General features: G+C 66.0%; 13 protein-coding genes. 6 read left to right on the top strand and 7 right to left on the bottom strand.

The window, feature by feature from the left end; genetic code table 11:
* Nucleotides 1-4 precede the first annotated feature (4 nt).
* Together F7O44_RS14920 and F7O44_RS14915 are read left to right on the top strand one after the other, a co-directional pair.
* Nucleotides 5-703 carry a PIG-L family deacetylase gene (locus tag F7O44_RS14920; protein WP_162451073.1) on the top strand — a complete coding sequence of 233 codons (699 nt, stop codon included), beginning with the start codon at nucleotides 5-7 and terminating at the stop codon, nucleotides 701-703.
* A gap of 30 nt (nucleotides 704-733) precedes the next feature.
* Complete coding sequence (locus tag F7O44_RS14915; RefSeq protein WP_162451072.1) at nucleotides 734-1720, top strand: GNAT family N-acetyltransferase; 987 nt, start codon at nucleotides 734-736, stop codon at nucleotides 1718-1720.
* 737 nt (nucleotides 1721-2457) lie between these two features.
* Here F7O44_RS14915 and F7O44_RS14910 read toward each other — a convergent pair.
* The 5 genes from F7O44_RS14910 to ulaA form a co-directional block, all read right to left on the bottom strand.
* On the bottom strand, nucleotides 2458-4185 hold the full coding sequence (locus F7O44_RS14910) for a gamma-glutamyltransferase (RefSeq protein ID WP_162451466.1): 1728 nt from the start codon (nucleotides 4183-4185) through the stop codon (nucleotides 2458-2460).
* A gap of 268 nt (nucleotides 4186-4453) precedes the next feature.
* Nucleotides 4454-5812, bottom strand: a complete 1359-nt coding sequence (locus F7O44_RS14905) for a hypothetical protein (protein WP_222851384.1) — start codon at nucleotides 5810-5812, stop codon at nucleotides 4454-4456.
* 20 nt (nucleotides 5813-5832) lie between these two features.
* On the bottom strand, nucleotides 5833-6291 hold the full coding sequence (locus F7O44_RS14900) for a PTS sugar transporter subunit IIA (RefSeq protein WP_222851383.1): 459 nt from the start codon (nucleotides 6289-6291) through the stop codon (nucleotides 5833-5835).
* A gap of 1 nt (nucleotide 6292) precedes the next feature.
* Nucleotides 6293-6595, bottom strand: a complete 303-nt coding sequence (locus F7O44_RS14895) for a PTS sugar transporter subunit IIB (protein ID WP_222851382.1) — start codon at nucleotides 6593-6595, stop codon at nucleotides 6293-6295.
* Nucleotides 6596-6602: 7 nt separating this feature from the next.
* Nucleotides 6603-8042, bottom strand: a complete 1440-nt coding sequence (gene ulaA, locus F7O44_RS14890) for a PTS ascorbate transporter subunit IIC (RefSeq protein ID WP_162451070.1) — start codon at nucleotides 8040-8042, stop codon at nucleotides 6603-6605.
* 141 nt (nucleotides 8043-8183) lie between these two features.
* On the opposite strand from ulaA, the gene F7O44_RS14885 reads away from it, so the two are divergent.
* Both F7O44_RS14885 and F7O44_RS14880 read left to right on the top strand, forming a co-directional pair.
* Nucleotides 8184-8972, top strand: coding sequence for a GntR family transcriptional regulator (locus F7O44_RS14885; protein WP_162451069.1), 789 nt, complete (start codon nucleotides 8184-8186; stop codon nucleotides 8970-8972).
* Between the two features lie 87 nt (nucleotides 8973-9059).
* On the top strand, nucleotides 9060-9803 hold the full coding sequence (locus tag F7O44_RS14880) for a sugar isomerase domain-containing protein (RefSeq protein WP_246221123.1): 744 nt from the start codon (nucleotides 9060-9062) through the stop codon (nucleotides 9801-9803).
* A 4-nt stretch (nucleotides 9804-9807) separates the two neighbouring features.
* On the opposite strand, the gene F7O44_RS14875 is transcribed toward F7O44_RS14880, so the two are convergent.
* Nucleotides 9808-10563 carry a GbsR/MarR family transcriptional regulator gene (locus F7O44_RS14875; protein WP_162451067.1) on the bottom strand — a complete coding sequence of 252 codons (756 nt, stop codon included), beginning with the start codon at nucleotides 10561-10563 and terminating at the stop codon, nucleotides 9808-9810.
* Nucleotides 10564-10789: 226 nt separating this feature from the next.
* Between F7O44_RS14875 and F7O44_RS14870 the strand changes: the two genes are divergently transcribed.
* Nucleotides 10790-11458, top strand: coding sequence for a DUF4097 family beta strand repeat-containing protein (locus F7O44_RS14870; RefSeq protein WP_162451066.1), 669 nt, complete (start codon nucleotides 10790-10792; stop codon nucleotides 11456-11458).
* Nucleotides 11459-11529: 71 nt separating this feature from the next.
* Here the strand turns inward: F7O44_RS14870 and F7O44_RS14865 are convergent, their stop codons facing one another.
* Nucleotides 11530-12492, bottom strand: a complete 963-nt coding sequence (locus F7O44_RS14865; protein WP_162451065.1) for a quinone oxidoreductase family protein — start codon at nucleotides 12490-12492, stop codon at nucleotides 11530-11532.
* A 103-nt stretch (nucleotides 12493-12595) separates the two neighbouring features.
* Between F7O44_RS14865 and F7O44_RS14860 the strand changes: the two genes are divergently transcribed.
* A complete protein-coding gene (locus F7O44_RS14860; RefSeq protein WP_162451064.1) occupies nucleotides 12596-13540 on the top strand; it encodes an LLM class F420-dependent oxidoreductase in 945 nt (314 codons plus the stop codon).
* The last annotated feature ends 156 nt before the right edge of the window (nucleotides 13541-13696 follow it).

The raw sequence follows: 13696 nt of genomic DNA, 5'->3' as shown, positions 1-13696 counted from the left end.
CATCGTGAAACAGCGCACGGTCATGGCGGTCGGCGGCCACATCGGCGACATGGACCTGGCTGTTGGACCGCTCCTCGCACAGGCCGTCCTCGACGGCGGCCGCGCCGCTCTCGTCGCGCTGACTCCGGGCGAGCGCGGCCATCCCCGACTCGGCATCGACGAATACCGGAAGCAGAAACTCACCGAGGGCCATGCCTTCGCCGCCGCGATCGGGGCCGAGTTCCATGTGTTCGACGACATCTCCGACGGCTTCCTACAGCCCACCGACGACGTCGCCGCGCGGCTCGCCCGGCTGATTCGCGACATCCGCCCGGACACGCTGATCGCGCATTGGCGGCACAGCATCCACACCGATCACGAACACGCGTGCCAGATCACCGAACGTGCCCGCTTCCTGGCCGGCCTTCCCGGCTGGGCACCCGAGGACGGCGAACGGCACGGCGTCGCCCGTCTGCTCTATGCCGAGAACTGGGAGGACGCACGCGGGTTCGAGGCGGACAGTTACGCACCCATCTCAACAGAGGCTTTCGAGATGTGGAGCACAGCGATCCAAGGTCAAGCATTCGCGCGAGGTGAGACGTACGGCTTCCGCTATATCGACTACTACAGCGCCCAGCTCATCATGCAGGGCTGTCTCGCCCGGACCGATCGGGCCGTGGCGTTGTCCAGCGGCGACGGCGGCCGTTTCGTCGTCATCGACTGAACCCGAATAGGACCGGAGGCGAGTAGGGCGATGAACCAGATCAACTACCGGAGCTTCCAGCCCGGCGATTCCGGACAACTCGTGGATCTGATCGCGCGCGGAATGCCCACCGACGCAGTCTCGGCCGAGTGGTTCGCCGAATGGGTACTGCTCGAGCCGAACTTCGATCCGGACGGATTGATCGTCGCCGAAGACGCCCGCACCACCAAGATACTCGGCTTCGTCTACGCAGTACGCAGCCAGAACACCCCCGGGGTTCCCGTCGACCCGACCGGAGGCTGGATCACCATCGGCGTCGTCGATCCGGCTGCCCGCCGCCAGGGCATCGGCACCCGGCTTGCCGAACGGGCCAAGGAGTTCTTGCGTGCCGGCGGTTCTGAATGGGTCGTCTACTCCGGCTATCCGCCGGCGTACTTCCTGCCTGGGCTGGATGCCGAGACCTACCCGGACGGGCTCCGGCTGCTCCAGCGAGCCGGGTTCGAGACGGTGTCCCAACCAGTCGCCATGGACCTGAGCCTGGGCGCCTACCGCCAGCCGGAAGCCGTCGTCAAACTGCGGGCCGACCGCGAGGCCGAGGGCTACACCTTCGCACCGGCAACCGCCGACGACATCCCGGAGGTCATCACCTTCGCGAACCGGGAGCTGGCGCCGGACTGGGGCGAAGTGATCCGCCAGGCCGTTGTCCGCTCCGGTCGTCCCCGCCGGGTGGTCATGTCTCGCCGACCGGACGGCGTCGTCGTCGGCTTCGCCATCTACGGGGCGTTTCGTGAGATCACCGACCGGTTCGGTCCGTTCGGCGTCGCCGATGGTTACCGCGGACTGGGTCTCGGCAAGATCCTCCTGCACACCACACTCGAACAGATGCGTGCCGAGGGCGCACACAGCGCCTGGTTTCTCTGGACAGGCACCACGAACCCGGCCGGGCGCCTATACCTGAGCACGGGTTTCTCGATCACACGGACGTTCCACGTCATGCGGGCGGGGTTGAGCGCTGCGGCGAACAGAAGCACCGGATAGGGCGCGCGCTACCTCGGCCACGACCTGTACTTGCTCGACCAACTGCGCCGAGAGGCACAGTTGGCGGTGCTCTACATCACCCCCGATCTCGGCAGCGCATAGGCATACTCCGACGAGGCACTGGTCATGTACCACGGGCAGGTAGTCGAGCGCGGGCAGTCACGTGAGTTGATCGACGCACCCCGGCACGAATACACCCAGACTGCTCGCGGCGGCCCGACCTCCGTCGCCGCCTCGCCTAGCGCCCCACCTAGATGGGGCTCTTGTGACATATGCCTGGGTGGATCCAAGAGAGGTCGCTGCGGGCGGGTACTCACCGGGGCTTTGGTGGAGTCCGGCTGTGGTGTGTCGTGTTCGCTGGGTGGGGTTGTGTCTGGTTGTGAAGATTGTCGTGTGACCCACGACGGGCGCCGGGGCGGTATTCGGGGTCGTGAAGATCGTCGTGCCAGGGGACGCCGCTGTCGGCCGTCAGGACTCACACGAGCGAGCACACACCGGTCGTGAAGATTGTCGTGTGAATCACGACGAACCGCCGGCTCCCTGGCGCGCTGAGCGGCGGAGTAGGCCCCGGCGCCGTCCCGGCTACCGCCGGCAGTCACGCCGTCCAACCCCAAAGGGGGCGGAGCCCGGTCATGCCACGACACGCCGCCCATCGACACGGCGCGCCAAAGACGCCTCCACCCACGGACACGACACAACCGCCCTAATGACCAGCGGGTATGGCCGCGCCCTTCGGATCAGCGGCCGACCGCGTACCCTTGCATGCCGCGAGGATTCGCCGCGGCCCGCAGGGTGCCATCCGCCCTGTACGACGCCGCTGACATCCTGCCCAGGCTCCAGTCGCCTTCGACGACGACGTCGTGCCCGCGTTCCTGCAGCGCACGCGCGGTCTCCCCACCCACCCGGGCCTCGACATGAAGCCGTCCTGGATAGGCGGCCCGAGGGTAGAACGACGACGTGAAATGAGTGGTGTGCCACGCGGGCGCATCGATGGCTTCTTGCAGATTCAACCCATGGTGAACGTGCCGGAGGAACCAGAGCAGCGACCACTGGTCCTGCTGATCGCCGCCGGGTGTGCCGAAGGCGATCACCTCGTCGTCGCGTATAGCCATCGACGGTGTCAACGTGGTCCGCGGCCGTTTTCCCGGCGCGAGTGAGTTCGGCAGCCCTTCTTCCAGCCAGAACATCTGCGCCCGAGTGCCGAGGCAGAATCCGAGCCCGGGCATGGCCGGTGAGCTGTGCAGCCAGCCCCCGCTGGGCGTCGCGGAGACGGCGTTGCCGTGCCGGTCCACCACATCGAGGTGGCAGGTGTCGCCCTCGACGGGGCCCAGGGTCGGCTCGCCGATGCCACGTCCAGCCGGCAGTTGGGGCGCCGGGCGGAGCACCGGCAACCGCCCGGCTCGTCCACCTGGGTTTCCAGGGCGCAGGTCGCCGGCGTCGGCGGCGTCCGTGACCTGCTTGCGCCGCTCGGCGGCGTACTCCCGGGAGAGAAGCTCGTCGAGCGGCACGTCGGCGAACGACGGGTCGCCGTAAAACGCCTCGCGATCGGCGAAGGCCAGTTTCGCCGACTCGACAACCGTGTGGATGAGCTCAGGGCCGCACGGGTCCATCGCCGCCAGGTCATACCCTTCAAGCAACCTGAGCTGCTGCAAGAAAACCGGCGCCTGGCTCCACGGGCCCGGCTTGAACACGGAATATCCGTGATAATCGACCATGACCGGTCGCTCGATCCCAGCCTGCCAGCCGGCGAGATCTTCGTAGCTCAGCAGGCCTCGATGTGCCCGGCCGCTGATGTCCATGACCTCCACGCCGGCTTGATCGGCAATCGCCTCGGCCACGAAGCCCTGGTAGAAGCTGCGAAGCGCATGATCGATCTGCTGGTCGCGGTCTTGAGAGGCGGCGTGTGCCTCATCGACGATGCGTTGGTAGGTCGCGGCGAGTTCGGCGTTGACGAAGCGGGAACCAGGTGCTGGCGGAGCCCCCGACCGTAACCACAACCGTGCCGAACTCGGCCAGTGCGCCTGGAACCACGGTGTGACGCTGGCGATGGTGTTCACGGCCGAAAGCCCGATGGGAAATCCGCCGCCCGCGTACTCGATGGCGTACCTCAGCACATCACCCGGTCGCATTGTGCCGTGCCGCTGAAGCAGCGTCATCCACGCGCCGAAGGCCCCGGGAACACACGCCGGCAGCTGTCCATTGCCCGGGATGAGGTCGAGGCCCAGTCCGCGCAGTGTGTCGATGTCCGCCCCGGCGGGAGCAGTGCCCTGGCCGCACACGACAAACGGTTCCTCGTCTCCCGCACTCCGCCCGAGGATAGGCACCTCGCCGCCGGGACCGTTCATCTCCGGCTCGACCACCTGGAGGACGAAGCCGGCGGCTACCGCCGCGTCGAAAGCATTACCGCCGCGCTCCAAGACCGACATGCCGGCCTGCGACGCCAGCCAGTGCGTCGAGGCGACCATGCCGTACGAGCCGGCGAGTTCAGGTCTCGTCGTGAATGCCGATGATCGAATAGCCACGGACCCACGCTACCGGCCCTCGACAGGGCTCAACAGTGGCGAGCCCCAGCTCGAAGCATGTTCGCTGTCGCGTACGCCGCGAGCCTTCAGGAAGGCAGGCTCACCGGCCGACAGAGTTCGTTCGGGGTTGCAACTGAGTGACGCTCACGCCAACCGTTGGCGTGAGCGTCACTCAGTGTGTGAATCCTGCTCAAGAACTCGCGGTCAGACCTCAGCGCGGCACATAGAGACGGACGTTGTCGATGTGCGCACTGCCCTCGTAGTAGTTCATGTGCGGCTGCCCGATCAGGAAGTAGTCAGGGTACGCCGAACCGGCCGGCCAGACGTCCTCGTCGACGAACGTCGCGTCGGGCGAGGTGTAGGTCCAGTCCCGGTTGTAGCGGCCGTCGTACTCGTCAGCCCTCTGGTTGTAATGCCAGATCGGGTTCTCGCCGTCGTCGAACGGCTGCTCGTATCGGACGGTCCGGTGCCCGACGTGCCGGAAGTTGCCCGTCACCTCGAGCACGTAGGCGCCGTCACGGCGTTCGATGGCGAAGGTGTAGCTCTCTCTCGGCATCAGCTCAGGCATCAGGTCCACCTGACTGACAATGCCTCCGCCGACCTCGGTACCGCACTCGCTGTGCATGAGGTACTCGGTTCCCGGCTGGTTGGCGTACCGCTTCTCCGGGATCATGAACAGCATGTTGACCCCATTGCCGCTGCCCCACTCGTATGGCTGCAGCTCCCCGGTGTTGGGGTCGCAGTACCGCAGCCCGTTGCCGGTGTAGCGGTAACGGTTGTACCCATCCATGACCACCTTGCGGTGGGTGTGGATGAAGACATTGTTATGCGGCGCCGGCCGGTCGTAGTCCATGATCGACAGGTAGTAGAACCCGTTCGAGTCCGTTGTGACGTCGTGGAAGTCACACTCGTCCTGGTCGTAGTTCCATGTCGTGCCGCCGGCCCACGGGAAGAATGTCTTGCATCCAGTGGGCACGTAGCCATTGACCAAGCCGTCGTAATCCCATTCGCCACCACGCTGACCACCGAAGTCGATAGCGCGCAGGGTGGTCTCGATGCGGTACTCCTCCGGCAGCGGATCGGTGGAACGCAGGATCACGCCGCCGTGGTGAGTCGGCACGTCGAACTTGCCCGTCGGCCCGGCACCGCGCAGCATCGATCGGGTGAAACTCGGGGCCTCGTTCTCGACGCCGGTGCCGTCGGTGTCCCGGGCCGCCAGTTCCGCGGTCAGCCAGCCGTCCCGGCCCAGGGTGAACGATCGCCGGTACAGGTCGATTCCGTCCAGATGCTCGTCGAACGTCTCGCCGCCGAACGTGCGGAAATAGTCTCCGTCGTTGTCGTAATGGTCGACGTCGTACGGGCTTCCCGGGCCGTCCTTGTCCCGGAACCAGCCGGTGTCGTCGGACGGAATCATCCGGCCGAAGTTCTCCGATTGGACCAGTCGCCAGTCCGATGACGGCTGGCCGGCAGCGGCTTCGTCTGTGCCGGGCTCATCCGCTACCGCGATCACCGGCGCCAGCAAGACGGCGACCGCCGCTCCTCCAGTTACGAGCGCGCGCTTACGTGCCACGTTGGCCTTCCTTTCCTCTACTACAGGTCCCCCACCACATTGCTGAGCGCCTGAACTGCTGTCGCCTGATCAGGCGCTTGGCGCAAGGTGTCCGCGAGCCCGCTCAGCAGATGCTCCGCGAGCTTCTGCAACAGGCCGATATGACTGGAGTCGTCCGGCGAGCCGAAGGCCAGCACGACGTCGACAGGGTCGTTGTCCGGATGCCCGAAGGAGACCGGCTCCGCCAGTGTGGCCGAAGCCAGGCACAGCCGATTGACGCCGTCCTCGGGCCGGGCATGCGCCAGCGCCAGACCCGGCGCCAGCACCATGTACGGTCCGTGCTCCTCGACCATGTCGACGCATCGGTCGGCATACCGGGCCTCGACGGCGCCGGCGTCGACCAGCGGCTGGCATGCCGCCCGTACCGCTGCCCGCCAATCGGCGACCCGCACCTCCGTCACGGCCTTGATCACTGGCTGGTCAGTGTCGGCACCACCCACGCTAGAGCCACCCCTGCCCGCGCAGTGCCTCATCGAGTTGCTGGCGCAGTCCGTCGACGTCCATGAAGTTGGATATCGGGATGACTACCGGGGCCACACCTGTGAGGTCGTCGGTGTGCAGGCCTTGCGCGATCACCACGTCGGCTTTCATGCTGCGCGCCGACGATACGTCGGTGTGCTCCACCTTCGCGCTGACCCCGAGGGTGCTGAGCGCCTTCTCCGCGTTCATCCGCAGGATCAGACTGCTGCCCATGCCCACGCCACACACGGTGAGGACCTTCAGTTCACGATTCGCTTGATTCATCTCATTCTCACTGTTCTCCGGAGGACTGTTCGGTCAGCTCCGATTCTTTCTCCAAACCGGTGACTGGCTCTCCGGCGCGCCGCTGGATGCGCTTGAGAATCCACAACCAGACACCGAAGACCGCGGCGATGACGACACCCACGAGCAGCACGGCATTCTCGCCAAGCCCCGAGAAGAGTTCACCGAGGCCGAGGACCACCAGGATCATCAGGTACCAGTCGGGGTCGGCCAGCGTGGCGAGCTCCGGAGCGGTGTCGGAGAGCAGATGCCAGCCGGCCCACTGGCCGAAGGCCAGCGCGAAGCCGGTAATCACACCCGCCAGCGCCGCACCCCGCCAGCCGCCGAATGCGTTGCCGTAGACCGCGGCGCCGGCGCCGACAAAGAAGAGCATGATCATCGGCGGCACCAAGACGAACCAGCCGGCCGCGGCAAAGACTCCCATCAAGATCAGGAAGGTCACGGTTGTCGTGAGGAAACCGACCATGACGGCCGTGGGCGCCACCGGGAAGATGGTGGGCGCGTCCAGGCCCGGCCGGGAGCCAGGAATGGCCTTCTGGCTGATGCCGGTGAATGCGGGCACGATCTCCGCCAGGAACATCCGCACGCCGTACAACAGAATCGCGATGCCTGCCGCGAAACGCAACGCGGCGATGAATCCCCACACCCAGCTGTTGATCTCCGGGTCGTAGGCGGCTGCCTGTTCCGCGGCGACGTCGCTGTCGGCGAAGATGAGACCGACCAGCATGATCACGCCGATGACAACGGCAGTGGAGACGGTGACATCCTTGAAGAAGGAGAACTTCTTCGGCACATGGATCTTCTCGATGTCGTGCTGCTTCGGGTCACCGGCGAGCGGCGCGACCTTACCGGCGATCCAGGCCACGGATGAGCTGGTGTGGGCATATCCCCAGTCGTCCGAGGAAATCACCTTGCGCATCATCGGCGCGATGAACACCGGCTGGACGGTCCAGTAGCAACCGACGATGATCGAGCCCACCAGGACCAGGCGCCACTGATCGATCTCGCCGAATGCCTGGACGATGCAGGCGGTCACGACGAGCGACATCCAGAACAGCAGGTGTCCGGTCAGGTACACGTAGCGCGTCTTCAAGATCCGGACCAAGGCAAGATGCAGGATGAATCCGCACGTGATGATCATCGCTACGTTGCCACCGTGCGAGCCGAGGAAGCCGTCGAGGGTATTGGTCGCGGCCGGCGGATCGAGACCCACCGCGCTGGCGACAATGGCCTGGAACGACGCGAGGCCGCCGACGAACACTTCGACGCCGATGAACAAGATGATGATGCCGACGGTGGCCCGGACCGCGCCGCCGACCACGTCGTCAACGGGTTTGCGCTGCAGAACCAGCCCGACCAGGGTGATCAGGCCGATCAGAATCGCTACCTCGTTGAATATGTTATTGGCGATGAACTCGAGGACATCCACGGCCGCTGTCCCTCCCTGGGCTTACTGATGTGGGCCTTCCCGTTCCGAACTTGTTCAGTAGGACTGTACTGGCCTAGACCGGCCTGGACAATAGCTTTAGACTGCAGATTACAAGAACTCCTGAACGGCAGGGAGGCGCCAATGGCGGCTGAGCACGGTCGGACACCGGCCCACGGCAGCGTGGATCCGCACAGCCCGGTACCGAAACATGCCCAGGTGCGAGGGCTCATCCTCGATGCCATCTCCGACCTCGAGCCGGACGCTCCGGTTCCGTCCGAGCGGGTCCTCGGCGTGCAATACGGCGTGGCTCGTATGACCGTGCGCCAAGCGCTCGACCTGCTGGTCACCGAAGGCCGTCTTTATCGCGTCCCTGGCCGGGGGACGTTCGTCGCACCCGGCAAGGTTCGGCTTCCGGTTCGGCTCACGTCGTTCACCAGCGACATGAACGCCCGCGGCGTACGCGCGGGAGCTCGGGTCCTCGAACAACGCACGACCACGGCCGGCCGGGTGATCGGCAAGCTCCTGGAGATTCCGTCGGATGCCAACATTCATGTGATCGAAAGGGTGCGGCTGGCCGACGACATCCCGATGGCCATCGAGCGGACACACGTGCCCGCGGCGATAGCACCGGACTTGCTTGCCTGCGACCTGGAGAACCAGTCGCTGTACGAGACTCTGGAGCAAGAGTTCGGAGTCGTCCTGGATGCGGGCGAAGAATCGATCGAGGCCGTGTCCAGCGGTGCCGCCGAGGCAGAGTTGCTCGGGGTGCCGCGCGGCAGTCCGATGCTACTGCTCGAACGTGTCACCACCTCTGGCGGCAAACCCATCGAATACGTGGTCTCCCGGTACCGCGGCGACCGTTACCAACTCCGGGCGTCTCTCGACGTCCCGGCCGACGGCGGGGCACCCACCCGCCGCCGAATGATCTAGGGGCGTAACCCGACACGCCCTGCACCTATGCAGAGGAGCGCACCAGTGCCAGCAAGCCCATCGGCTGGTCCCGCCAGCACCACCCCCATGCCCGCAGCCCGCCGCTATCTCGACGCGGCCATCGGCATTCTCCAGCAGATCGCCGACGACGAAGCGGAGAACGTCGCCGAGGTCGGCGGCCGGATCGCTGAGTCGATCGCCGGAGGCGCGCGGTTGTTCGCGTTCGGGTGCGGCCATTCGGCGCTGGCCGTGCAGGAGATCGTGTACCGGGCCGGCGGGCTGATGCTCGTCAATCCGCTGCTCGGACCAGGCGTGGACAGCATGACGGTGCGCCCGGCAACCCTGACGTCCAAGCTCGAGCGGCTCTCCGGTTACGCCCCCGCGCTGATCGAGACCAGCCCGCTGAGAGCTGGCGACGTGTTGATCATCGTCTCGTTGTCGGGACGTAACGCGATGCCGGTCCAGGCCGCACAGAGCGCGCGTGAACTCGGTGCGACGGTGGTCGCGGTGACATCGTCCGCCTACGGTGACCTACCCGCCCGGGATGCCTCTGGTGAGCGGCTGATCGACATCAGCGACATCGTGCTGGACACCAAAGTGCCGGTGGGCGACGCGGTGCTTACCGACGACGGCGTGCCGCAACCGTTCGGGCCGGCGTCCGGCGTGGCCGCCACGGCCATCTTGCACGCCTTGATGGCGGCGGTGATCGACGGCATGCTGGCCCGTGGGCTCACACCGCCGGTCTTCCTCTCGGCGAACATCGACGGCGGGGCGGAGCGCAACGACGCATTGCTCCGCGAGCACCGGGAGAACATCTTCTACCTGGATTAGCGGGCTAGCCACGACGTGAACGTGGCGTCGCCAACGCCGCCGAGGTCGTTTCGGCTTTTGTGTGGAGGATCTCCCGGGCCTGCTCCGCGGCGCGCATTGTGCTCTCACCGACGAAGTCGATGAACCGGGCGATGTTCTCGAGGCGGGCGGCGGCCGTGGTGTCCGGCCCGAGGATGTTGACGCCTTGCCGTGCCGTTTCGGCGAGCTGCGTGCTGGATCGCGCGCTGGCGACCATCGCCTGGTACCAGACGTCGTCGTCGACGACGTAGCGCTCGCGGCGACCTTCGTCGCGTTCGCGGCGGACGAGGTCTTGGCCCTCGAGGAACGCGATCGCTTTGGAGATCGACGCCGGGCTGACCCCGAGGCGCTGGACGAGTTCGGACGCGGTGAGGCTGCCTGCGTCCGTGGTGTAGAGACAGGTCAGCACCCGCGACATCATCTTGGGCAAGCCCGATTGCATGAGCATGGTGGTGAACGTCTCCTCATACTCGCGTACGGCGTCGGCGTCGCGTCCATGCGCATGTGGGGGCACCTTCGCTCCTCGGGCCGCTGCCCGACCGCGCCGGCGAGCCCGGCGTTCGGTGGCGCGGTGAGCCAGCTCGGCGCGGTAAGCACCGGGACCGCCGTTGCGCATCACCTCACGCGTGATGGTTGAGGTGGGGCGGTCCAGACGCCTGGCGATCTCCGCGTAGGCAATGCCGTCCGCCAGACCCAGCGCGATCTGCTGACGTTCTTGCTGAGTGAGCCTGCCTCCCGGCATCTAGATCTCCTTCGTGTGTCCTTGACACCTCCCAACATAGCGTTCACCCTCACTTCATTGCAACGATCAAACCGGCATTGTTGCATTACCACTCAAGGTCATTGCAACAATTGCATTGCTCTGAGCAGCGCGGTTAGAGAACGGGCGCAACTTGACCATTGAAAGCAGAATGAATGCAACGTAGCGTTTCCATCATCAGAAACAACGAGCCCAGGAGTTGAGCACCATGCAGAAGTTCGATACCCCCTCCCCGATCTCCGTCGTCCTCGACATCCCCGCGGGGTACCTGCGGTTCATTGCCGCCGACCGGGCCGACGCCGTCGTTGAGGTCCTGCCCGCCGATGCCTCGAAGGGCCGTGACGTGAAGATGGCGGAGCAGACCACGGTGGAATACGCCGACGGCATCCTGCGGATCGAGGCCTCTGTGAAGAAGCATGTCCTCAGCAACCCAGGATCCATCGAGGTAACGGTCCAGCTGCCGGCCGGTTCCCGCATCGAGGCGAAAGCGGCCAGCGCAGAGCTCAGGGGCGTGGGCCGGCTTGGCGAGGTCATCTATGAGAGTTCGCACGGCCCGATCAAGCTCGACGAGGCCGCCAGTGTCCACCTCACGACCGCCGCCGGCGACGTCTCGGTCGGCCGCCTGGGCGGCCCCGCGGAGATCACTACCCAAAAGGGTGACATCCGGATCACCGAGGCCAGCCGCGGCACGGTCGTGCTCCGCACCCAGGCCGGCGACGTATCGGTCGGCGCCGCTACCGGAGTTTCCGCGTCGCTGGACGCCGGCATCACTTATGGCCGCGTCCACAACACGCTGAAGAACGCCGATGGCGCTGCCGCCGAGCTGAACATCCAGGCAACCACCGCTTACGGCAGCATTACCGCCCGCAGCCTCTGACCAGCAGTCGTCATGGCCAAACCGGCGAAGGCACCGGCCGGACCGCGACCCCGCGGTCCGGCCGAGCGCTGTCAGGGAAGAAGTAGAAGCTTGCCGGTGGTGCGGCGAGCCTCGAGGTCTTCATGTGCCCGCCCGGCCTCGACCAGCGGGTACCGGCCTCCGATCCGGACGTCGAGCTTTTCGGCGCCAACCCAGCCCAGGAGGTCCTGCGCACGCGCGGTGAGCTCGGCGCGATCCCTGGTGTAGTGCGCCAGGGTGGGGCGGGTCAGAAAGAGCGACCCCTTCGCGTTCAGCTGCTGTGGGTTGAACGGCGGCACCGGCCCACTGGCGGCGCCGAACAAGGCCATCGTCCCGCGCACTCGCAGCGCGTCCAGGCTGCCTTCGAACGTGGCCTGCCCCACGCCGTCATAGACACATGCCACGCCAGCACCGTCGGTGACGTCACGGGCGCGCTCGGAGAAGTCTTCGTAGGACGCGATCACATCGGCCCCTGCCGCGGTAGCGAGCTCAGCCTTCTCCGCGGTGGAAACCGTCGCCAGCACCCGCCCGCCCCGGAGCTTCACGATCTGCGTCAGCAGGAGACCGACACCTCCGGCTCCGGCGTGCACCACCACCCAGTCGCCCGGCTGCACTGGATAGAGCGATGTGGCAAGGTAATGCGCCGTCATGCCCTGAAGCATCAATGCCGCGGCGAGCTCGTCGGAAACCTCAGCGGTCACCGGCACGGCCTGGGATGCCGGAACGACGGCCTGCTCGGCGTATGAGCCGAGCGCGTCCTTCCACGCGACCCGATCACCGGCCGCCACGCCGCTGACGCCCTCGCCAACGGCGACGACAGTACCCGCGCCCTCGATGCCCAGCACGAAGGGCGTCGGCAACGGATACAGCCCGCTGCGCTGATAGGTGTCGATGTAGTTCACACCGGCGGCACCGATGTCTACCAGCACCTCGCCGGGACCAGGCTCCGGGGTTTCGACATCCGCCAGCTGGAGAACGTCTGGTCCTCCGACCTCGCGTACCTGAATCGCGCGCATCCAATCACCTCGTGGCACATGGTACGCACCGACGCCATCGCACCCTCTTCGCCGGTAGCGATCATGCCTTCCGCGATCGACGGCAATAGGGCAGCGTGAGCTGATGCGAGATTTTAGGTTCGGGTTCAACTTCTCCGGGCTCCGGCCGGCCAGTGAAGTGGCCGACCTGTGCCGAACAGCCGAAGAACTCGGTTACGACATCGCCCTGGGCACCGACCACCTGCCCAACGGGTCACCGTTCTCACCGCTGGCCATCGCCGCGCATGCAACCTCCCGGATGCGGGTCGGCACGTTGACCATCAACAACGAGTTCTGGAACCCTGCCATGCTCGCCCGTGAGGCGATCACGCTCGATTACCTGACCGACGGCCGCTTCGAGCTCGGCCTGGGCGCCGGGCACATGAAATGGGAATTCGACGCGGCCGGCCTGCCGTGGCGACCTATCGGCGAACGGATCGAACGGCTCGGCCGTACGGTGGAGGAACTCAGACGCCTGTTCACCGACGGCCCCGGAGAACCCGAGTCCGCGGTGCAAGTCCGCAACCGGTTCGGGCGCCGCGAGCTCAAACCGGTGCAGAAGGACGGCCTCCACGCATCGGGGCCGCCGCTGCTGATCGGCGGGACCGGCGATCGCGTGCTCTCCCTCGCCGCGCAACACGCCGACATCGTCGGCATCGGCGGCTTGTTCCAAGTCAAGGGTGAGCCTCCCGGGACGTTCCGGATGACCACGGCAGCCATCGCCGAAGAGCGGGTCACCTTCATCCGGGAGCAGGCGGGCGACCGTGCGAATGGCGTCGAATTCAACGTGCTCGTCCAGTTCGTCGCCATCACCGATGACCGCCGCGGCCTCGCCGAGAACCTCGTCGCGGAGCGGGCGCCGTACCTCACCGTGGACGAAGCCCTCGAGACGCCGTTCGTCCTGATCGGCACGGCTGAACAGATCGCCGAGCAGCTACGGGAGAATCGTGAACGGTTCGGCTTCTCCTACATCGTGGTTCATGAGCCTTACATGCGTGAATTCGCGCCCGTCATCGAGAAGCTCTCCTAGAAAGCCTGGGCCGATCAGCTTCGGCACTTAGCCTGGATCCGTGGACCGGTTGGTTGATCGTTCGGCGTGGTGAATAGAGAAAGTGCCTTCTGTGCAGGGACAATGAGGATTGTCTAGGCCCTAATCGTCTCTGCGTCGGAAGGCACTTTCAGTGCA

The organism is Phytoactinopolyspora mesophila (assembly GCF_010122465.1).
Lineage (GTDB): Bacteria > Actinomycetota > Actinomycetes > Jiangellales > Jiangellaceae > Phytoactinopolyspora > Phytoactinopolyspora mesophila.
This window is presented reverse-complemented; position numbering and strand designations above follow the sequence as displayed.

What these genes read in the sequence shown, in the direction of transcription:
- F7O44_RS14915 (WP_162451072.1), top strand. Translation starts at nt 734, where the DNA reads ATGAACCAGATCAACTACCGGAGCTTCCAGCCCGGCGATTCCGGACAA.
- F7O44_RS14910 (WP_162451466.1), bottom strand. Translation starts at nt 4,185, where the DNA reads ATGGTCGCCTCGACGCACTGGCTGGCGTCGCAGGCCGGCATGTCGGTC.
- F7O44_RS14895 (WP_222851382.1), bottom strand. Translation starts at nt 6,595, where the DNA reads ATGAATCAAGCGAATCGTGAACTGAAGGTCCTCACCGTGTGTGGCGTG.
- F7O44_RS14885 (WP_162451069.1), top strand. Translation starts at nt 8,184, where the DNA reads ATGGCGGCTGAGCACGGTCGGACACCGGCCCACGGCAGCGTGGATCCG.
- F7O44_RS14880 (WP_246221123.1), top strand. Translation starts at nt 9,060, where the DNA reads ATGCCCGCAGCCCGCCGCTATCTCGACGCGGCCATCGGCATTCTCCAG.
- F7O44_RS14875 (WP_162451067.1), bottom strand. Translation starts at nt 10,563, where the DNA reads ATGCCGGGAGGCAGGCTCACTCAGCAAGAACGTCAGCAGATCGCGCTG.
- F7O44_RS14870 (WP_162451066.1), top strand. Translation starts at nt 10,790, where the DNA reads ATGCAGAAGTTCGATACCCCCTCCCCGATCTCCGTCGTCCTCGACATC.
- F7O44_RS14865 (WP_162451065.1), bottom strand. Translation starts at nt 12,492, where the DNA reads ATGCGCGCGATTCAGGTACGCGAGGTCGGAGGACCAGACGTTCTCCAG.
- F7O44_RS14860 (WP_162451064.1), top strand. Translation starts at nt 12,596, where the DNA reads ATGCGAGATTTTAGGTTCGGGTTCAACTTCTCCGGGCTCCGGCCGGCC.